At 47.3% G+C, this 19,858-nt stretch carries 15 protein-coding genes; 12 read left to right on the top strand and 3 right to left on the bottom strand.

Annotated elements, in window-relative coordinates:
• The first annotated feature begins 313 nt into the window (after nt 1–313).
• The 4 genes from LQ567_RS24705 (at nt 314) to LQ567_RS24690 (ending at nt 5,321) form a co-directional block, all read left to right on the top strand.
• Entirely contained in the window at nt 314–1,546 is a 1,233-nt protein-coding gene (locus LQ567_RS24705; RefSeq protein ID WP_231008598.1) for a dicarboxylate/amino acid:cation symporter, read from the top strand.
• Between the two features lie 560 nt (nt 1,547–2,106).
• On the top strand, nt 2,107–3,132 hold the full coding sequence (locus LQ567_RS24700; RefSeq protein ID WP_231008597.1) for a S66 peptidase family protein: 1,026 nt from the start codon (nt 2,107–2,109) through the stop codon (nt 3,130–3,132).
• Nucleotides 3,133–3,143: 11 nt separating this feature from the next.
• Nucleotides 3,144–4,055 (top strand): S66 peptidase family protein, encoded by a 912-nt coding sequence (locus LQ567_RS24695; RefSeq protein WP_231008596.1) that lies wholly within the window; start codon nt 3,144–3,146, stop codon nt 4,053–4,055.
• Nucleotides 4,056–4,382: 327 nt separating this feature from the next.
• Nucleotides 4,383–5,321: a hydrogen peroxide-inducible genes activator gene (locus LQ567_RS24690; RefSeq protein WP_231008595.1), complete on the top strand. Its 939-nt coding sequence runs from the start codon at nt 4,383–4,385 to the stop codon at nt 5,319–5,321.
• A gap of 299 nt (nt 5,322–5,620) precedes the next feature.
• On the opposite strand, the gene LQ567_RS24685 is transcribed toward LQ567_RS24690, so the two are convergent.
• Nucleotides 5,621–7,600, bottom strand: coding sequence for a KUP/HAK/KT family potassium transporter (locus LQ567_RS24685; protein ID WP_449586259.1), 1,980 nt, complete (start codon nt 7,598–7,600; stop codon nt 5,621–5,623).
• A 178-nt stretch (nt 7,601–7,778) separates the two neighbouring features.
• Here LQ567_RS24685 and LQ567_RS24680 point away from each other — a divergent pair, with 178 nt between their 5' ends.
• From LQ567_RS24680 to LQ567_RS24665, 4 genes are all read left to right on the top strand, one after another.
• On the top strand, nt 7,779–9,362 hold the full coding sequence (locus LQ567_RS24680; RefSeq protein ID WP_231008594.1) for a hypothetical protein: 1,584 nt from the start codon (nt 7,779–7,781) through the stop codon (nt 9,360–9,362).
• Between the two features lie 84 nt (nt 9,363–9,446).
• Complete coding sequence (locus LQ567_RS24675) at nt 9,447–10,412, top strand: hypothetical protein (protein WP_231008593.1); 966 nt, start codon at nt 9,447–9,449, stop codon at nt 10,410–10,412.
• A gap of 303 nt (nt 10,413–10,715) precedes the next feature.
• Nucleotides 10,716–11,429, top strand: coding sequence for a phosphoribosylformylglycinamidine synthase subunit PurQ (gene purQ / locus LQ567_RS24670; RefSeq protein WP_231008592.1), 714 nt, complete (start codon nt 10,716–10,718; stop codon nt 11,427–11,429).
• 86 nt (nt 11,430–11,515) lie between these two features.
• A complete protein-coding gene (locus LQ567_RS24665) occupies nt 11,516–11,968 on the top strand; it encodes a protein-disulfide reductase DsbD domain-containing protein (RefSeq protein WP_231008591.1) in 453 nt (150 codons plus the stop codon).
• A gap of 219 nt (nt 11,969–12,187) precedes the next feature.
• Here the strand turns inward: LQ567_RS24665 and LQ567_RS24660 are convergent, their stop codons facing one another.
• Both LQ567_RS24660 and LQ567_RS24655 read right to left on the bottom strand, forming a co-directional pair.
• Nucleotides 12,188–12,763 (bottom strand): UbiX family flavin prenyltransferase, encoded by a 576-nt coding sequence (locus tag LQ567_RS24660; protein ID WP_231008590.1) that lies wholly within the window; start codon nt 12,761–12,763, stop codon nt 12,188–12,190.
• 396 nt (nt 12,764–13,159) lie between these two features.
• Nucleotides 13,160–13,498, bottom strand: coding sequence for a YbjQ family protein (locus LQ567_RS24655; protein ID WP_231008589.1), 339 nt, complete (start codon nt 13,496–13,498; stop codon nt 13,160–13,162).
• A gap of 39 nt (nt 13,499–13,537) precedes the next feature.
• Between LQ567_RS24655 and LQ567_RS24650 the strand changes: the two genes are divergently transcribed.
• The 4 genes from LQ567_RS24650 (at nt 13,538) to LQ567_RS24635 (ending at nt 19,747) form a co-directional block, all read left to right on the top strand.
• Nucleotides 13,538–14,041, top strand: coding sequence for a hypothetical protein (locus LQ567_RS24650; protein ID WP_231008588.1), 504 nt, complete (start codon nt 13,538–13,540; stop codon nt 14,039–14,041).
• An 889-nt stretch (nt 14,042–14,930) separates the two neighbouring features.
• The gene (locus LQ567_RS24645) at nt 14,931–15,734 is read left to right on the top strand and encodes a hypothetical protein (RefSeq protein WP_231008587.1); all 804 of its coding nucleotides are present in this window, start codon (nt 14,931–14,933) and stop codon (nt 15,732–15,734) included.
• A 694-nt stretch (nt 15,735–16,428) separates the two neighbouring features.
• Complete coding sequence (locus LQ567_RS24640; RefSeq protein WP_231008586.1) at nt 16,429–17,895, top strand: hypothetical protein; 1,467 nt, start codon at nt 16,429–16,431, stop codon at nt 17,893–17,895.
• A 568-nt stretch (nt 17,896–18,463) separates the two neighbouring features.
• A complete protein-coding gene (locus LQ567_RS24635) occupies nt 18,464–19,747 on the top strand; it encodes a glycine-rich domain-containing protein (protein WP_231008585.1) in 1,284 nt (427 codons plus the stop codon).
• Nucleotides 19,748–19,858 lie beyond the last annotated feature (111 nt).

Genomic DNA, 19,858 nt, shown 5'->3' with positions numbered 1-19,858 from the left:
GATAGGCCGATAGGATGAATAATCTCAGGCGTATACAGTATTTACTCTCCGGTTGGATCTGAAATCCGTACAGTATATGAAATACAGGTAAGCGGCCGGAACTTTGCTTCCTCAGAAGAATTCTTTTTACGACCCTGTACGATCAGGTTTAAGACGTGTTCTGAACCACGCTAGGGGAAATGGTTTGGCCCGGCAGTGATACCTGGTATTGAGGAGGACTGTATAACGGCGCCCGGCTATTTTAGGAATCTCTCCGGAAAGATCCGGGCAGTGATCCCGATTTTTTCTATTTTTATAGATACAGATCCGTGTTATGACAAAATTTTCCAGGCAACAGTTATGGACCAGCTATTCCGGTATTATACTGCTATTGGCAGGTATGCTGGCCGGCGGGCTTATCGGTATTTTCTTTCCCGGGTCGGTGGTGGCCCTTAAACCCCTGGGAGATGTATTTCTGAACCTGCTTTTTGTAACGGTGGTACCCCTGGTTTTTTTTGCCATTGCAATATCGGTTGCCGCTATTGAGCAGAAGAGCCGGCTGGGGCGTGTGTTAGGAGCCATGGCGCTTACCTTCCTGGGCTTTGTCGTGCTGGCTGCACTGTTTACCATATTGATGGCATGGCTGTTTCCCCTGGCTATATCTCCTGCCGGGCAGGGGGCTGTTACCGCGGTTGCCGAAGGCGATCATAAAACCTGGGGTGAGCGCCTCGTTTCCTTTTTTACTGTAGGGGAGTTTTACCAACTGTTGTCCAGGCAAAACATGCTGGCATTGCTCGTGTTTGCGTTGTTGCTGGGCACTGCGGTTCGTAAATCAGGTACCGTAGCCAGGCCATTTTACGATTTTCTGGTAGCGGCAAATGAGGTCATGAAGAACCTGTTGCTGCTGATCATGAAAGGTGCACCGGTAGGGCTGGGGGCTTATATTGCTTACCAGGCGGCCGATCTGGGGCCGCAGTTATTCGGGTTTTATGCAAAGCCGATGGCCTTGTACTATGGAACCGGGGTACTGTACTTTTTTATCTTTTTTACATTATACGCCTTTATGGCCAATGGCCGCAAGGGAATACGGCTGTTTTGGAAAAACAATATCATACCATCACTAACTGCTGTAAGTACCTGCAGCAGCCTGGCTACGATGCCGGCCAACCTGGTTGCAGCCGATCGTATCGGCATTCCCGCATCCATCGCCAATGTGGTAATTCCGCTGGGTACCACCCTGCATAAGAACGGTTCTTCGATTTCGGCCATTGTAAAAATTTATGTGGTATTCCAGATGTTGGGCTGGAATTTTTTTGATCCGCAGAACCTTTTGCTCGCCCTGGGCATTACCATCCTTTGCAGTATGGTGGAAGGGGGCATCCCGAATGGCGGATACATCGGCGAGTTGCTGATGATTTCGGCCTATCACCTGCCCACAGAAGCGATACCCGCCGTGATGATTATTGGTACCCTCGTAGATCCGCTGGCCACTGTTTTGAATGCAACCGGAAATACGGTAGCAGCTATGGTAGTGACGCGGATTACGGGGGAGAAGTTCCAGGTTTAAGGTTCAGGTTGAATGCTTTATCACTTCACTATCTTATCTGAAAACGAATGGCTGATGACTCGTAGAAGCACCGTTCCTGGTTGCATGTTTAACGTTTCAGGTCACATTTCCGATCCCTTTACGGCATCATCTGAAAACGGATAGCTGACAGAAAACCGTTCGAGGTTGCATGTTCAACGTTTCAGGCTGATTACGATTCCTGGCGCTGTGCCGGATCTTCGATTCCCAATGCTACCGGTCGATAACAGCCCTCTGAAGACCTATAAAAAAAGTTCCGGATTTTGTGTTTAACGTTTCAGGTCAGATTCCCGATCCCTTTACGGCATCATCTGAATGCGGATAGCTGAAAACTGACAGCTGATAGCTGACAGCAAGATCAACCCCGGTTTGCCACCGGAAGTCCGGACCTAAAAATCTCAAATCTCAAATCTCAAATCTCGATTCTCAATTCTCAATTCTCAAATCTGGCCGCTGATAACTAAAGGCTGAAACCCGTAATGATATCCGGAATTTGAAATTTTGTATTTAGAATGTAGCCTCCCAACCCTATCTTAGCAGTCATGAACCGTAAAACCTTTGTTCAATCATCAATGACCCTGTTGGCTGCAGCAGGAATGCCGGCAATAGCGCGGGCTCATGTATCAACCGCAGATAGCAAAGAAATGATTCCGCCTTATCTGAAACCGGGGGATATGATCGGTATTACTTCGCCGGCCGGGTTTGTACTGCGGGAAGGGATCATTCCGGCTGCCACGCTGATGCAGCAATGGGGATTCAAGATACGGTTGGGCTACACCATCGGTAAACGGGACTTTACATTCGGAGGAACGGATGCGGAACGGTTGGATGACCTTCAAAAGATGCTGGATGATCCGCAGGTAAAGGCCATCATGTGTGCCCGCGGAGGCTATGGATCGGTACGGATCGTAGACGGCCTTAACTGGGACCGGTTTAAGGCGCATCCGAAATGGGTGATCGGGTTTAGTGATATCACGGTACTGCATGCACATATCCAGCGGAATTTTGGCATAGCAACCATCCATTCAAAAATGTGCAACAGCTTTCCCGATGTATGGGATACCGCAGACCCATTGCAAAAAGATACGATCGAATCCATCCGGAAAGCACTTACCGGGGAACGCATGAGCTATACCGCGGAAGCGTTTAACAGTCTCAACCGGCCGGGAACAGCTACCGGCATCCTGGTGGGCGGAAATCTTAAAACCCTTGAAACCCTTGCCGGATCAGCCTCCGATATGAATACCGATGGAAAGATCCTGTTTGTGGAGGATACGGGCGAATACCTGTACAGTATCGACCGGATGTTCTGGAACCTGAAACGCACCGGCAAACTGGCGCGCCTGGCGGGTTTGATCGTGGGTGGTATGAAGATCAAGCAGGACCCGCTCGATGAACAGTTCGGGAAAAATATTTATGATATCGTACTGGAAAAAACAAAGGAGTATCGTTATCCGGTCTGTTTTGATTTTCCGGTAGGGCACCAGGTCAATAACTATGCATTGCGCTGCGGTACAAAGCACCAGCTTACAGTAGTTACAGGTGGCGCCACATTAACCAGTATATAAATGATTCACGCATGAGTGTAATATTACCCCCTGCCCTGAAAAAGGGCGATACGATCGGGATCGTATGCCCGGCAGGATATATGGATGCGGCCAAGGCTGAAACCTGCATAAAAACCCTAACGAAATGGGGATACCAGGTGAAAGCCGGTATTACCCTGGGCGGATCATCGCAAACCTATTTCTCAGGATCGGATGCGGAGCGCCTGCAGGACCTGCAGCAAATGCTGGATGATGACCATATAAAGGCGGTGCTTTGCGGGCGTGGGGGATACGGAACGGGGCGCATCATTGACCAGGTCAATTTTAAAAAGTTCCGGAAAAATCCGAAATGGATTATTGGCTACAGTGATATTACCATATTGCACAACCATATCTACCGCAATTTTGGAATTGCAGGGTTGCATGCACCAATGGCAGCGGCTTTTAATGATAACGGATACAAAAACCGCTATGTACGGTCGCTGCGGCAGGCCCTTTCCGGGGAAAAGGCGCGGTACAGTGTGGTCCGTTCTGTTTATAACCGTACAGGTACCGCAACCGGCCCCCTGATCGGCGGCAATTTGTCCTTGTTGGTGAACGCCATCGGCACCCGGTCCGACATACAGACCAATGGCGCAATTTTGTTTATTGAAGATATCGGTGAACAGAAATACAATATCGACCGCATGTTATACCAGATGAAGCGCAGCGGAAAGTTAAGCCGCCTTGCGGGGATGATCTTTGGCGGGTTTACTGATCTGCAGGATACTACCCGGCCTTTTGGGACATCGCTCCAGGAGCTGCTTTGGGATAAGGTGAAAGAATACGGTTACCCGGTTTGTTTTGACTTTCCGGTAAGTCATGATAGCGAAAACTATGCATTAAAAGTGGGCGGAAACTACCGGCTTACGGTGGGTAAAAAAGTACTGCTGGAAGAATTATAATACGTCGTTGCTTCAGAGACAGGGAATGCGTGCTTGTAATGCGTATCACGCGAGCATATTAACCGTTGCGTTATTATGCTGTGGCCTGGTGTGGTAGCTGCGGCCGGGTAGTATATTTATACTTCGTTAAATTATATAAAAGTCCAGAAACCGGCTCCTTCTTTACAACCCCGGAATGCTTCCGGTACCAGCGGCTGCAAGAATGCTGCTTTGAGGCGCCGTATGGATAGGGCTTGCGGCCTAAAGTAAAAACGCCACTGGCAGTCTCGGCGGCATGATAGTTAAAATCAATGAATTGCTTATTTTTATCGATAAAATAGATACGTAATGACGCTTCAGCAACTGGAATATATCCTCGCGGTGGATACGCACCGGAATTTTATAAAGGCCGCCGATTCCTGCTATATTACCCAGCCCACATTGAGTATGCAGATACAGAAGCTGGAGGATGAACTGGGTATAAAGATCTTTGACCGCAGCAAGCTTCCGGTAGTACCTACCGCTATAGGGCAGGGGGTACTGGAGCACGCCCGGCGCGTGTTGCATGCGCGCAATGAACTGAACCGTTTTATTGAAGACCAAAAGGGAAAAATATCCGGGCAATTGCGCATCGGTATTATTCCCACCCTGGCACCTTACCTGCTGCCCATCTTTGTACCGGCATTTATAAAAAAATACCCGGACATCAAGCTGATCATTCATGAACTGATGACGGAACATATTGTTTCCTACCTGAAGGATGAAAAGATCGATGCAGGCATCCTGGTAACACCACTGAATGAAGCCGGTATTACGGAGCATGTGTTGTTTTATGAGGAGCTGATGGTGTTTACCTCCAAAAAGAACCGGGCTTATGAAAAGCAATACATTCTGCCCAAAGATATAGACACCAGCAAACTCTGGCTATTGGAGGAAGGGCATTGCTTCCGGTCGCAGATCCTTTCCATCTGCGAGCTGCAGCAACAAAGCCGGGAACATTCCGGCCTGGAATATGAAGCCGGGAGCCTGGAGACCCTGAAGCGGATGGTGGAGATCAGCGATGGTGTTACGATTGTGCCTGAACTGGTAACCCTGCAAATGCCCAGGAGCCAGCAACAGCTGATCCGGCATTTCAAAAAGCCCGTACCGGTCCGGGAGGTAAGTCTGGCGGTACACCGCGATTTTTTAAAGGAAAAACTCGTAAAGGCCCTCCGGGAAGAGATCCTGGCGGCCGTACCGGAGCAGCTAAAGAAAAAGCCCTCGCCGAACGTGATCCCCATCGGGTAAGGTGGGCGTAATTTGAAAATTTGAAGATGTGGAAATGAGTCAATAGTGAATAGATCTTCAGGTATGAAAAATCTAACATGGAGCCTGAAACGTTGAACCTGAAACGGCTTTCTTCCTTCAGTCGATTACGCGCAGGGATCGGGGATTTGCCCCATCGCAAGTATCTGAAAAAATCCTGGTCCTCCCGGTCTCCCTGTCCCAAATTAAGGGAATGGTGAATAGGCGCAATAGGCAATAGATCATCGAATATAAAACGAAATCTAACCTGGAACTTGAAACATGAAACCTGAAACAAAAAATCACTCCGGATCCTGGATCCTGTTCAGTTTAACGCTGGTAACCGGTGCCACAATCAGCGGGAATTTTTCTACCGTTACATTGGAAAGATCGAGCCCAAAGCCTTTTTCTTCAGAAAGGCTGATCTGCTTAATGAGGAAATGAAGTTTCATAATGATCTTTTCCATAAAAGGCAGGTCGTTATCCGGGCTCAGGTATTTTTCCATCACCATAAACTGGAAATCACCTACCGTATTGCTGCTGGCCAGGCTTTCATAGCGGCTGATGATGTTTACCTCGTTATTCACCACCAGGTCCTCCACTACTTTCTTAAACATGATATTGATCCGCGGTTGTATGCGAAAGCCCAGGCGGAAATCGATGCGGATAATATCGTTGGGAATAATATGCTCTACTTTATATTCGGCCGTATACGGATCATCCAGGGTATCTACATGTACAAACCAATAGATATCGGCGCGTTTCGGCTTCTTGTTTAGAATGGAGTAGATAATCTTATGCTCAATTTCCCGGGGATTATCGGCACTGGTGAGGTAGATCAGGTGCGTGGCATATTTGGCAATGGAACGGTCGGCACTCAATTCCTGCATTTTGGGAATATAGTGTTCCATGCGCACAAACTCCACATAACGGTTTTTGATCTTGCGGGCGCGGTACCATACGTACATCACGATAAACATAACTCCGCCGATCATGATGGTAATATAACCGCCATGCACAAATTTTGCCAGCAATGCGATCAGGTAGGCTATTTCAACAACCGAATAGCCGATGATGAAAATATATACCCAGATGGGTTTGACCCGTTTCAACACCAGGTAATTGGCAAAAAGGATCGTGGTGGTTAGCATCGTAACAATAATCGCAAGTCCATAGGCCGCCTCCATACGGGAAGATTGCTGGAAATAAAGCACCACTCCGATACAACCTACAAACATCAGGGTATTGATAGCCGGGATGAATAGCTGTCCCTTGGCCTCCGAGGGGTATCGTATTTTTACCTTGGGCCAGAGGTTCAGCCGCATGGCCTCACTGATAAGCGTGAACGCACCGGAGATCATGGCCTGGCTGGCGATGATGGCCGCCGTGGTGGCAATAATGACCCCGGGTACAATGAACCAATCCGGCATTAAATTGAAGAAAGCGTTGATGCCAAGTGTTTTCTTTACCGATTCGGTAATGGTAAGTCCGTTGTGAGTGGATAACAGGTACGCCCCCTGTCCGAAATAGTTCAGCAGCAGGCAGAGTTTTACATACATCCAGGACACCCGGATGTTTTCCCTTCCGCAATGCCCCAGGTCGCTGTAAAGTGCTTCGGCCCCCGTAGTACAGAGAAAAACGGCACCCAGCAGCCAGAACCCGTGCGGGTACCGGATCAGGAAGTCGATGGCATAGTGCGGGCTCAGCGCACGGAATATCGAAACATCGTCAAAAAGGTGAATAAGTCCAAAAACAGCCAGCATAGTAAACCAGAGGAACATGATAGGCCCGAATATTTTACCAATGGAAGCTGTTCCGAACTGTTGCAGGAAAAAAAACGCACACAGGATACAAAGGACGATAATAACGATAGTATTGGCAGATAGGTGTCTGAGCGAGGGGAGAATGGCCAGGCCTTCGATGGCCGAGGTGATGGTCATAGGTGGGGTAATAATTCCATCAGCGATCATGGCGGCACCGCCAATCATCGCGGGAATGACCAGCCATTTTCGTCGCCGCCGGACCAGGGCAAATAAGGCGAAGGTACCGCCCTCCCCCCGGTTGTCTGCCCTTAAAATAAGCACTACGTATTTGATCGTTGTTTGTAGGGTAAGGGTCCAGATGATGCATGAAAGGGACCCGATCACCAGCAACTCGTTCACCTCGCGGTTCCCGATAATTGCATTAAATACGTAAAGCGGGGAGGTGCCGATGTCACCATAAATAATTCCCAATGCAACTAGCAGGCCTGCGGCCGTCATTTTGTTTGTAGAAGCTTTCACTTGCTATGAGTCCTTTTTTTCTGCGATAAAGCAGCAAAGTTTAAATAAAGATTAATAAACAAAAAACTTATTTTATTACCGCCTTTCATTATATTTTTCCCCTGATAACAGGCTTTGTTAAAAGCAGGTTGGGTATTAAAGAAAGCTGTAACTTTATGCAATTGAATATTGAAAGTGTATGAAAAAATTGATTTTTAGTCTGTTACTACTTAGTTTCAGCCTTATAAACGTTGCAGGTGCTCAAAGTATTGTGTACGCCGATGTAAATAAGGCGGACGTGCAGCGGATGAATTTTGAAATCATAGGAAAGCTGGCCAACAACTATCTCATCTATAAAGAGGTAAAAGGAGCCCACCAGATCAATGTTTTTAATGAAAGTATGCAACTGCTGGAATCGGTGCCCATAACCATACTCCCCAAAAAAAAAGACCTGCTGGATCTTACCTTTTACCCGTTTCATAATTACGCCTACCTGTTGTACCAGTTTCAGAAGGGCAATGTGGTTTACTGTAATGCCGTACGGGTAGAGGCGAACGGGAAGATCCTCCAGGAACCGGTTACGCTGGACACGACCATTATCGCGTATACGGCAGACCGCAAAATCAACAGTTCCGTAAAAAGCAGCGATGGAAATAAGATCCTCCTGTTCAAGATCAATAAAAAAGACCCGGCACATCATGTGTTCAAAACCCGGCTTTACGACGGTGAGCTCAACCTGATCAAGGAAAGCCGTTATACGGTACCCATGGTAAAAGGCGGCGATTTCCTGAGTGGCTACAGCCTGGCCAATAACGGGGATTTTGCCTTTGTGAAATACAACCGGCTTAACAGCGGTAATATCCAGGAGGCCGCGCTGATGGTGAAACCGGAAAACAGCGATATTTATAACGAATATCCGCTTGCAGTGGATGAGCTGTTCCTCGATGATATCAAACTGAAGATCGATGAGGGAAACAACCGCTATTTACTAAGTTCCTTCTATGCGCAGCAGAAAAAAGGGAATATTGCCGGTATCTATAATTACGCCCTGGGGCTGGGTGACCGGGAAAAACGCTTTGAAACCGTAACCCCGTTCAACGAGGACCTAAGGAAAAAAATGGGTGGCAAGAGTGGTGGAAAAACCGCCTTTAATGACCTGTTTATAAACAATATTATCATTCATCAGAACGGTGGCTTTTCCATTGGTGCGGAGGCACTGTACACCACCAATGCCGGTGGAATGTGGGACCGGTGGAATTATTGGGGTAGCCCCTATGGTTTCTATGGCGGTCCTTACGGTTTTTATGGTGGCTGGGGCGGCTGGGGTGCATGGGGCCGGGGATACTGGTCGCCGTACTATTATTATTCGCCTTTCTTTTACCGGAGTTACTGGTGGGGCGCCGGCTATGGATACGGAGACGGATATGCCCGGTACAATGCAGGAAATATAGGTGTATTCTCTTTCGATAAAGACGGAAACCGCACTTCTGACCAGGTCATTTTCAAGAATCAGTCGGAGGTGGGAACAGATGGCACCATTTCTTACCAGGTGCTGGTAGACGGGGACCGGATGCACTTTATTTTGAACCGCGCCGGCAAGATCTCAGATCTGGATGATGTGATCATTACCGAAGGTGGACAAAGAACCGAAGCGGAGCCAATTGAGGCAAAAGACAAATATGTGGACTTTATGCCCCGGTATGGTAAGCAGGTTGGCCCCGGCAGTATGATCATTCCTTATGTATACAAAAAGAATATTTCGTTTGCAAAAGTTGACTTCTAACCCATAAGGGACGCTCAAAATTAAATATGACTGACTGTTGCTGTGATTGGAGTTTTTAAACAAAAGAACCCGGGAAATCTTATTATGATTTTCATTCTGGGGCTATTGCTGAAATTGCCCTGGTTCTTCCTGCCTGCTGCGCAAAACAGTAAACAGGCCGTGGTCATCCGCCGGCAGGATGGGTTTCTTTATGACCAGCTGCTCCGTTTTCTGGAGCCGGTGGTGGCGGTATTCCCGTCTTTTTTTGCAATGGCCGCCTTCCTGCTTTTATTTTGGCAGGCCTACCTGCTTACCAATTTTATCAATAACCAGCGACTTGTAAGCCGGGCTAATTATTTGCCGGGCATGGCATTGATGCTGGTATCTTCCTTTATACCGGAATTCAATTATTTGTCTGCTCCGCTTATTGTTTCCTTCCTGTTCTTGTTGTCGTTTATTTTTATTTTCAAGGCACATAACCATCCCAACGCAAAGGGCCTCATTTTTAACTGCGGAATGGTATTGGGCGTGGCAACGATGTTTTTTCAGCCATCGGTATTTTTCCTGGCCTGGGGACTGTTGGCGCTGGGTATATTAAGACCATTCCGTATAAACGAATGGTTGTTATTGTTGCTGGGCTTTTTTACCCCGTATTATTTTTACCTGATCTACCTGTTTTTGACCAACCAGTGGCCCCTGGTTTATACCATGCTGGAGCCGTTTTCGGTAGGCATCCATCTTGGAAAGCAACGACTTTGGTTTGCGGGCGCCCTGTTCCTTACGATACTGCCCTTGCTGGCGGGTATTTATGCCATCAATGCACTTTCCTCAAAAATGCTGATCCAGGTGCGGAAAGGGTGGATTCTTTTTCTCCTGTATTTTGTTGCAGCAGTGGGAATTGCCTTTGTAAATCCGGGACCCGGTTTTACCAATTGGGTATTGGTGTTGGTACCCTGCGCGGCGGTACATGGCTTTGGCTATATGAACAGTGAAGTGCGGCTATACCCCGTAATAGCCTTTTGGTTAACGGTAGGATATATTATAGCGATAGAAATCGCGGGGTTCCGGTAAACGGCGCGGCTCCGGCCCCTTTACAGCATCACCTGAACACAGACATCTGACAACTGATAGCTGAAAGCTGATAACTGAAAGCGCCACCAGCCCCGCTTTGCCGTCTGAAATCTGGGCTCTCGATTCTCAATTCTCAATTCTCAATTCTCAATTCTGGATTCTCAATTCTCGATTCTCAATTCCCACTAACGTTGAAGACCTGGCCCTGAACCACTTTTAAAATTTAATAGGTTACATTTGATATTCTAAATTCCCGCAAGGGAAATAAGGTTATCTTTGCGATCTGGATTAAACAAGATACGAATGAAATTTGGAGTAGTTATATTTCCCGGGTCTAATTGCGACCGCGACATGCTGGATGCTCTACAATATGATCTGAACCAGGAAGTGGTTCCGCTCTGGCATAAAAGTGAAGATATCAGTGCTTTTTCCACAGAGGATTGCATAGTTCTGCCCGGTGGTTTTTCCTACGGTGATTATCTGAGATGCGGTGCTATTGCGCGTTTCAGCCCGGTTATGAAGCAGGTGATCGAATTTGCCAATAACGGAGGTAAAGTATATGGTGTGTGCAACGGCTTTCAGATTCTTTGCGAATCGGGTTTACTGCCGGGCGCTTTGCTGCGGAATGAACGCCAGCAATACATCTGTAAAAATCTTTTCATTAAGCCCGACGGGTTTTACAAAGAACAACTGAAGGATGATCCCGAGCGCTTTCAGGAAGTATATAAAATTCCTATTGCCCATGGCGAAGGCCGGTTTTACGCCAATCCTCAAACACTTGAGGAGCTGAAAGCAAATGGCCAGATCCTTTTCAGGTATTGTGATGCTTCCGGTAATGAAACACCTGAAAGCAATCCTAATGGAGCCATTGATAATATTGCCGGAATCAGCAACGCAGGGCGGAACGTGTTTGGTATGATGCCGCACCCGGAGCGGGCCTGCAGCGCTGTTTTGGGTAATGAAGATGGTAAAAAAATCCTTACCTCCCTGCTGATGGCCAGACAACTGGTTTCTTAAGCCCTGCGTCCTTTATATACTCATTTTAGGTTTTTATAAACGAATGAGCAGGTACCTTTGTGTTTGAAAAAATAAAATCAGAAAAGATGAAAAGTATCGTATTGGCACTGGTGGCTGTATTGAGCCTGGCTACAGCCCGGGCACAGGTAGATCCTGCAAGCTGGAAGTTTACTGCAAAAAAAATCAGCGACAAGGTATATGAAGTACAAATGGTAGCTACGCTGAAAAGCGGCTGGCACCTGTATTCTCAAACACAGCCCAAGAATGCTATTGCATATCCTACAAAAGTAGGTTTTACCAATAATCCCCTGATCATGCGGGCGGGTAACGTGAAGGAAGTAGGTAAAATGGAAAAATTCCATGATGCCAGTACCAACTCCACAGCCTATCAGTATGCAAATACCGTGACGTTTGTACAGAAAGTAACTTTAAAGACCGCAGCAAAAACAGCACTTTCCGGAACGGTGGAATACCAGACCTGCGATGACAAGCAATGTTTGCCGCCGAAGAAAGTACCTTTTAACGTTCCCCTTGGGTAAAAACGGAGTTAACAATATTGGAAGCCATCTGTTACAGATGGCTTTTTTTATTTGAAGATACTTGCGCCAGGGTTTCCGGATCCTGAAGTTGCACAAAGAAAGGGAACAGCGGCGCTACCCGGTTGCTTCCGGTGTCAACAGAGCAACGAAAAAGCGATTCAGGTATTTTTCGGTCCCTGTATATTCTTTGAAGGCCCGGGGAATAAAAGGGGGGATTTTTTAAAGATCCTGTTCGGCGCTACCCCAACGATAGGAAGGAATGTCAAAACCCGCAAGGTCCAGCACCCGGTCCACTACGGTATCTGCCACAGCTTCTATACTTGACGGATTGCTGTAATAGGAGGGAGTTGCGGGACAAACAATGCCGCCGGCAAGAGTAAGGAATTCCATATTCCTGATATGTACCAGGCTGTAAGGTGTTTCGCGCACCACACAGATCAGCTTGCGCCGTTCCTTTAGTATAACATCTGCCGCCCGGGTGATGAGGTCATTGGAAATACCCGTAGCAATCCGGCCCAGCACACCCATCGAGCAGGGAATAACGATCATAGTATCAAACCGGCCGCTGCCCGAGGCAAAAGGTGCATTAAAGTCGGTAGTGGCATAGTAGGAAAAGGAAGATTCCGGTGTAAAAGCAGTGCCTGTTTCTACCTGCCATACTTCTTTAGCGTTGTTGGTTACTACCACCCCAATTTCATCCCATTGCTCCTGTATTTGTAAAAACTTGGATAACAGCCGCAAAGGATAAATAGAGCCACTTGCACCGGTAATGGCCACTACAACTTTTCTTTTCATTGATTTTTAGCTTATTAGGGGTTTGGCAGGAAATAATTTGATAAGAAAATGTGAAAATTTCCCACACTTCAAAATATTACTTTTGAAATATAGGAAATTGTTTATAAATTTGAGATTGAATTTTCATAGGATAAGGTTTAATGGTTAATGGTTTTTGATGAAGGTCCCCAACGTGTAACAATGTTGGGGATTTTTTTTGTCCCACCTTTATTATTCAATCGGAAATAAGACGCAGGTGCAGATAACCTGGTTGTCTGGTTATCAATATTTTTTATCAAAAAAGAACGATTGTTTGTTCACGAATCGTCTGGTTGAAGCCGCAGCTTGCCGGTACTGCTGCCTGTTTCTTAAAACCTGTTTCCGGCTGCAACCGGGGAATCCTGCGCCTGGCCGGTATCAGATCCCTTCAATTTTCACCGCGGTGCCGCTGGCCGCCACCATCAGCATGCTTTGTCCTACTGTTTCATAATCCAGGTCTACGCCGATGACACCATTAGCGCCCAGGCGCAGCGCATGCTCCTGCATTTCTTTAATAGCCGTGTCTTTGGCTTCCCGCAATACCTCTTCATAGGATCCAGAACGGCCGCCAACAATATCCCGGATACCAGCAAAAAAGTCCCGTACAATATTGGCCCCGATAACTGTTTCGCCCGATACAATACCGCAATACTCTACAATTTCAGCACCTTTTAAATGGATGGTAGCCGTGGTGGAAAGGATAAATTTCTTGTTCATAGCAGATTCAATATTTTTGTAAACCTACAAAAATTATAAATGATGCTACGCATACACCGATACGTTCTCGCTTTTTCATGGTGCCTGTGTGCCTGTGGGCATACCGGAGATCCGAAGCCGGTACCGGCCGATAGCGCTCCTGCTATACAGAAGCCGCAATTAGACAGCATATCCGGTATTCCGGAAAAGGATTCCGTGCCCGCTAACAACTCCGGAACTGCCGACTCTATTATTGTACTGGAGGCAAAGGGAAACCGCGATACGCTGCATGCAGATATACAGAAAGATTATCAGCAGGTACATATACAGGTACCGGTAGCCGGCACCCGGAATTTAGCAGTGCAGTTAAATCCGGAGGGACGTGAGCGGAATGTGCGGATCAGCCAGATCGAAATGCCGGATGGAAAAACCGACGGACCATTTGGCCGCACCATGCAATATAAAACCCTGAAGAAAGGTGTTTATACACTAATCATTGCGCGAAGCAATATGGCCGATGGGATAGTGAAGGGACCCGTGGGTATTACCATTCAAAAAGACTAAGGAGTTTTAAATACCTCCGGTTCGGAGAGTGTTACTTCAGTATCTATCTATTAAGGGCGGAACCATCGATGCTGATGCATCGGGTTGCGATCCGATGCTAGCAATTATAATCATCCGGTGATGGCTTTTTCCGGCTCTGCCGTTTAATGAAAATATAATGCCGGAAGGGAAGGGCCCGTTTATCCCCGTAAACCCGGTAATGCGGATGTCCGGATATTCTTCCGGAGGCGGACGCCATCATAATACCCGCAACAGGGGGTATGGACACAAAAAGCAGCACCCGTGCGGGGTTGAAGGGGCTTTGCTGCTTGTGTTGTTTGAAGCATTCTATTAGGAGCCGCTTTGTCCCGGGTTGCAGGGATTCCGACGAATATCGGCCGGTACTCGTCGAATTTAATAATTACCACCTCGATATAGGTTTATTTTTGGGTCAGAGGCAATCAGAACATTAAAGCGGATATGAGGCGAATGGTTGTTCCGGCAGATCGCCGGACAACAGGCAGACCCGAAACAAGACGGATGGTACGCCAATATAGAGCAGTACTGCGGGCCTTGTTATTGCATACAAACAGATTGGTAATACCGTTAGTGCGCATTTAAAAAAGGCAGCGGGCACCTGCATCGCACAATTGATGGCTCATTGCTGTATTCCCTCCAAATCAATGACTACATTCGTTGCGAATGTAACTGCTTTCTATGAAACATCTGTAATAGGTACTGTAATGCCGTGCCGCTGTAATCACTACACTAGGGCACTAAGAAGTAAAGAACCTATGCTCCACTCAAAAATGGTAATGATACTTTTTGTGTCTGAATTTTTGAATTCCGTTAAGCTCCTTTACCAGCTGTTTTTCCGGGTACTGATTTTTTAATTCTTAAAACTGCACAAATGAAATTCAGATTTTTACTCTCTGTTATCGGGGTTTTTATGGTATTACTAAGCGCGGCGCAGAATTGTTTAAAAGTAACCAGCGCTGCATTTTCAAATCCAAGCAATGATGGCCAAACATGGCAGCTGGATATTGCCTTCACAGCAAGTGGTAATAAAACCCTTGAAGTTAATATCTATTGTAATAACGTGCTTATAAAGCAGGACTGCTTTCAGCATAATGGCAATGGTACCATGCAATATACCGGCCTCAGCTGCGGCACCGGTTTGTCTACGCTTAAAGCTGTATTTGTGCCGCGGACCGGTTCCTGCGGTTCGGCGCAATGTGGTAATTCATCCGTGGTAATTGGTGGCAATCCGCTGCCTGTTGCCTTTGAAAGCATCACTGTTGTAAAAAAGGAGCATCAGATCATGATAAACTGGACTACTGCTTCTGAAAATAATTGTAAGGGGTTTGTAGTGGAAGGGTCCGATGATAATGTAAACTGGACAACCATCGGAAAACTGGATTCAAAAGCGGCTAACGGAACCTCCTCTGGTCCCCTGGATTATAGCCTGGTGATCGGGCTACCTGTTGCGGCTGCAGCATTGGGTATGGGCGGTTTGTTCCTGCTTACCCTGGTACGTTCCCGCTGGGCAAGAGTGCTGGCGCTGGCGGCGGTTGTTGTTGCGGCCGGAGCTTGTTTAAAGGACGATAAAGCGGTGGATCTAGAAAGCGGAGCGGTAGGGTTTATTCGTGTTGCACAGTATGATAAAGATGGAGGGGTACAGTATTCAAAAGTGATTAAAGTGGTTAATGATTAAGCAGCATAGCGGTTGCAACGGCAGGGGCTGTCTGAAAAGACAGCCTTTTTTTTATGCTGTTTTTATCCTCCGGAGTAAACGACCTGGCGATGAAAACAGGGGACTGGTCGAATTTGTATAAGAAGGGGTTTGTATATAAGTAAATTTGGCATAGAAAAGCTATCGCATGGCGCTTGTATACAAGTGTTGTGTTTAGCAGCAGCCAGGCAGGGCGCAGGCTTCGTTCTTGATGAGGGCACCGGTTAACCACAAAATGGTGGTTGCAATATGATGATGATCTGAAGCAGCGCATGCCAGCGCATATAATTAATCCGACCCGAGCGTTTTCCGTATCTGCGTAAGCGCATCCCTATTTTCGGGGATTTCCCGGGTGCTGTATATGTAATAGTTTTGTGTATAGAACTGCTGCTATGGCTTAATTCGTCCATACCCTATACCCTCCCAACCAATTTACAACATCCGTTGCGGATGTGACCGCGAACCTTGAAAGCAAACCGTATGGTTATACGGGCTTTATTTCCGTACCTGAACCGCTACTGACCCGGTAGTGGTAGCGGCGGATATATGCCGGTAACCCCACTCAAAACTATTGCGATACACCGTAGGTATCCGACATTTTTTGAATCATTCCTCCCTCTTTACCAGATGTCATTTGGTAACATGATCCTATTTTTTAATTCTAAAACTGCACACGATGAAAACTCGGTTTTTAATTTTAACTGCAACACTCTTTTCACTGATTCTATTAAATCAACAGAGCGCTGTGGCTGCTCCCTGTACCTTTGTAAGCCCACTGATACAAGTACAGGGCACATCAAACGTAATCATTAACGGGCAACCGTATTGCCGGACGACGCTTACGCTTTCCGTGGATATTGATGTAAATGGTGGTAATAAGTATACGTATATCCATGTATGGACTGCCGGCGGTTATCACAATGGCCAGAGCTGGACGTACAGCAACCAGGCGCCCACCAGTGCTAATATATTGGGTAACGCGCTGTTTACACTGGCGTTGGATTATTCTCAACAACCTCCGAATCCGGTTTTGTCGGCTACCTACGGGCCAGATAACACTGTAAATGTGCTGGATGCATCCGATGGTGTAACGTTTACCAAAACGCCTGTTCCTAATTCAACCGCTACGCATTTTGTATTTCAAAATATTGTGATTGATCTGCCCGGGGCTTGTAATTCCTCTGCACCTCCTTTATTTAAAGGTGACTCATGGTCTGCCCAGGATAATAATGGTAAAATTGTAGCCTGCGCACTGCCCGGCTTTGTTTTTTCTGCAGCAGATCCTTCTGTGGTAGCACTGATCGGTTGTGGCAATCCCGGCCCGAATATCCTGAACTTTACCGTTACCGCTAATGGCACCGGCAATAGCATCCAATTCGCTTTTGATGTATACCAGGAAACCGACGGTATTGCAGGATACTCCGTTACAGATACCAAGATCTATGATGGCGGTGCCACATTGTATACCGTTGTACAGGGTGCTTCCAACAGTTCCCTAACGTTCAGCTCGGCAAGCGGAACCAATGATGCAACGCATATATACCTGCCCGCCATTTATCCGGCACCTTATTCCACGAATAACCCGGACCGGATCAAAAATCTTTATGTAGTGGTACGCAGTATTCAAATTACCAACGGTGGTACTACCACGAATGTAGATTTTGGACTGGTAACTCCTGCCGTAAATACCTGCAGCCCACTTTCTGCAGCCATTGAAGGTATTACTGTAAGCAGAGCAAATGACCGGCTGGTAGTGAACTGGAGAACCTTATCAGAAAAAAACAGTAAGGAATTTGTAGTGGAAGCTTCCAATGATGGTAAGAACTGGACGGCGATCGGTAAGCTGGACTCAAAAGGTGTTGACGGAAATTCGGATCTGCCGATCGATTACAGCCTGGCATTAATCATACCAGCCTCATTGGCTGCTATCGGACTGGGAGGGCTGTTCCTGTTAACGCTGGTACGGTCCAGATGGGCAAAGGTGCTGGCAATAGCTGTAATAGTAGTAGCTGCCGCTTCTTGTTTGAAAGATGGCCAAACGGTTGATGTGAACCGTAATCAAACCGTTTTTGTACGGATCGCTCAATATGATAAATCCGGAACGGTACAATATTCAAAGGTTGTAACCGTAGTTAATGATTAAGGTGCAGTAAAAACCGGGATGACAGGGGCTGTCTGAAAGGGCAGCCCTTTATGAAACCTACCCGGCTTTTTACAGGCGCAGATATCCTTTAAATAAATCTACGTTTTCTTGGCGGTAAATGTAAACCTGTTGCCGCAAAGAGGCTGCTTCTTGAAAAAGAAGCAGCCTCTTTTTATGGGTATACTTTTGTGATGAAAAATGCGGCGGTTCTAAAAATACCCTATTTGGGGTATTGACATGGGCTGCATGATGCTGTACTTTTGCCGGCATCGGTACTCTAGAAAACGACTTAACAGATATACCCTCCAAACTAACCGATGCCGATCCACTGCGGATCCTGAGCTCCCTCTGAAAGCCCCAACATAACAATGGATATACAGGTCTGCTACATTCCGCAAGGCAAATGGCCCTGATGAATGCTGCTGCAGTAAATCCAGGTACTGCCACTCAAAACTATCTCTGAGGCCCTTACGCGTGCCGGATCTTTTTGAATTTTTAATGCCCCTCTTTACCAGATGTCATTCATTGGTAACTGATTCTTTTTTTATAATTTCTAAAACTGCACAAAATGAAATCATGGTTTTTTAACAGGACGGGTGTCCGGTCTACTCTTGTGGGCTCTTTATCCTTGCTGCTTGCTACGGCATCAGCCCAAACATACAATTATACAGGCGCGGCCCAAACGTTTACGGTGCCGACCGGCCAGGCCAATCGGGTAACCATCCGGGTTTGGGGTGGCGGTGGCGGCGGTGGTACCCGTACTACCGGTAATAACAATGCCGGCGGCGGCGGTGGTGGCGGTGCTTACTCCCAGGTAAATATTACATTACAGCCCGGTAATTACACGATCAATGTAGGAGGTGCTGGTACATCCGGTAATAACGGTGATGCTTCGTCTTTTACAGTTTCTCCCGGATTTAATATTACTGCAAATGGGGGTAGTTCCGGAAGTGGTTTCAGTGCCACAGGTGGTGGCGGCGGTGCCGCTCAAAACGGCTTTGTAACACTCGGCTGGGCGTTGGGCGGGGCTACAAGCATTACGGTTAACGACGGTGGAGACGGAGAAAATGGAAATACGACGGCCACCGTATATGGCGGCGGCGGCGGCGCGGCAGCAGGTGTGGGCGGCGACGGAAACGATGGCTCCGGCAGAACCCATGGAAACGCAAATGGCAACGGTACCGGCAACGGTGCCAATGGCGGCGCCGCTGGCACCGGTATTGGCGCTAATGGTGGTGATGGGGCCAATACCACTACAAACGCTACGGCGGGGGGTGTTCCCGGTGGTGGCGGCGGCGGCGGTTACCGTGTAAATGGAGCTAATAGCAGAGCAGGCCAGGCCGGTGGTAATGGCCGGGTGGAAGTGACCATATTGCAGGTGCTGCCGGTAACGTTTGAATCGGTTGCGGCTACCACAGGTGGCAATGACCTGCTGGTGAATTTTACCACCCTGAGTGAGAACAACAATGATCATTTTAATATTCAGGCTTCTGAGAATGGAACCGATTTTGAAACCATTGCTACCGTAAAATCCAAGCACGCGGGTGCGGTATTTACGGGCACTACTACTTATGCGGTACGCATCGATAAAAGTGGCAACACGGTATTGCTGGGTCTTTCTGCACTGGCGGTAGTAGCCCTGGCTTTTGGTGGTGCCCGCAGGAACCGGAAGGTATTTATGTCGGCTGTATTGGGCTATGTGCTCATTGGAATGGCGGCCGTGTCCTGTAATAAGAACAGCACAGAAATCGTTCCGGAAGAAGGTAACCAGAAAGCTTATATCCGCATTGCGCAGGTAGATGCGGATGGTCACAGCACCTACTCTAAAGTAGTTGCCGTGGTTAAAAACTAATAAAGTTCGCTAACGGTGCAGTAAAAACCGGGATGACAGGGGCTGTCTGAAAAGACAGCCCTCTATGAAAACCAGTTTAGCAGCGTTAAGAGCGGATACCTGTATATTTTT

This window comes from Niabella pedocola (assembly GCF_021044425.1).
Classification (GTDB): Bacteria; Bacteroidota; Bacteroidia; order Chitinophagales; family Chitinophagaceae; genus Niabella; species Niabella pedocola.
This window is presented reverse-complemented; position numbering and strand designations above follow the sequence as displayed.

Excerpts from the sequence above, each read along its gene's own strand:
- LQ567_RS24705 (WP_231008598.1), top strand. The coding sequence starts at position 314 with ATGACAAAATTTTCCAGGCAACAGTTATGGACCAGCTATTCCGGTATT.
- LQ567_RS24700 (WP_231008597.1), top strand. The coding sequence starts at position 2,107 with ATGAACCGTAAAACCTTTGTTCAATCATCAATGACCCTGTTGGCTGCA.
- LQ567_RS24695 (WP_231008596.1), top strand. The coding sequence starts at position 3,144 with ATGAGTGTAATATTACCCCCTGCCCTGAAAAAGGGCGATACGATCGGG.
- LQ567_RS24690 (WP_231008595.1), top strand. The coding sequence starts at position 4,383 with ATGACGCTTCAGCAACTGGAATATATCCTCGCGGTGGATACGCACCGG.
- LQ567_RS24680 (WP_231008594.1), top strand. The coding sequence starts at position 7,779 with ATGAAAAAATTGATTTTTAGTCTGTTACTACTTAGTTTCAGCCTTATA.
- LQ567_RS24675 (WP_231008593.1), top strand. The coding sequence starts at position 9,447 with ATGATTTTCATTCTGGGGCTATTGCTGAAATTGCCCTGGTTCTTCCTG.
- purQ (WP_231008592.1), top strand. The coding sequence starts at position 10,716 with ATGAAATTTGGAGTAGTTATATTTCCCGGGTCTAATTGCGACCGCGAC.
- LQ567_RS24665 (WP_231008591.1), top strand. The coding sequence starts at position 11,516 with ATGAAAAGTATCGTATTGGCACTGGTGGCTGTATTGAGCCTGGCTACA.
- LQ567_RS24660 (WP_231008590.1), bottom strand. The coding sequence starts at position 12,763 with ATGAAAAGAAAAGTTGTAGTGGCCATTACCGGTGCAAGTGGCTCTATT.
- LQ567_RS24655 (WP_231008589.1), bottom strand. The coding sequence starts at position 13,498 with ATGAACAAGAAATTTATCCTTTCCACCACGGCTACCATCCATTTAAAA.
- LQ567_RS24650 (WP_231008588.1), top strand. The coding sequence starts at position 13,538 with ATGATGCTACGCATACACCGATACGTTCTCGCTTTTTCATGGTGCCTG.
- LQ567_RS24645 (WP_231008587.1), top strand. The coding sequence starts at position 14,931 with ATGAAATTCAGATTTTTACTCTCTGTTATCGGGGTTTTTATGGTATTA.
- LQ567_RS24640 (WP_231008586.1), top strand. The coding sequence starts at position 16,429 with ATGAAAACTCGGTTTTTAATTTTAACTGCAACACTCTTTTCACTGATT.
- LQ567_RS24635 (WP_231008585.1), top strand. The coding sequence starts at position 18,464 with ATGAAATCATGGTTTTTTAACAGGACGGGTGTCCGGTCTACTCTTGTG.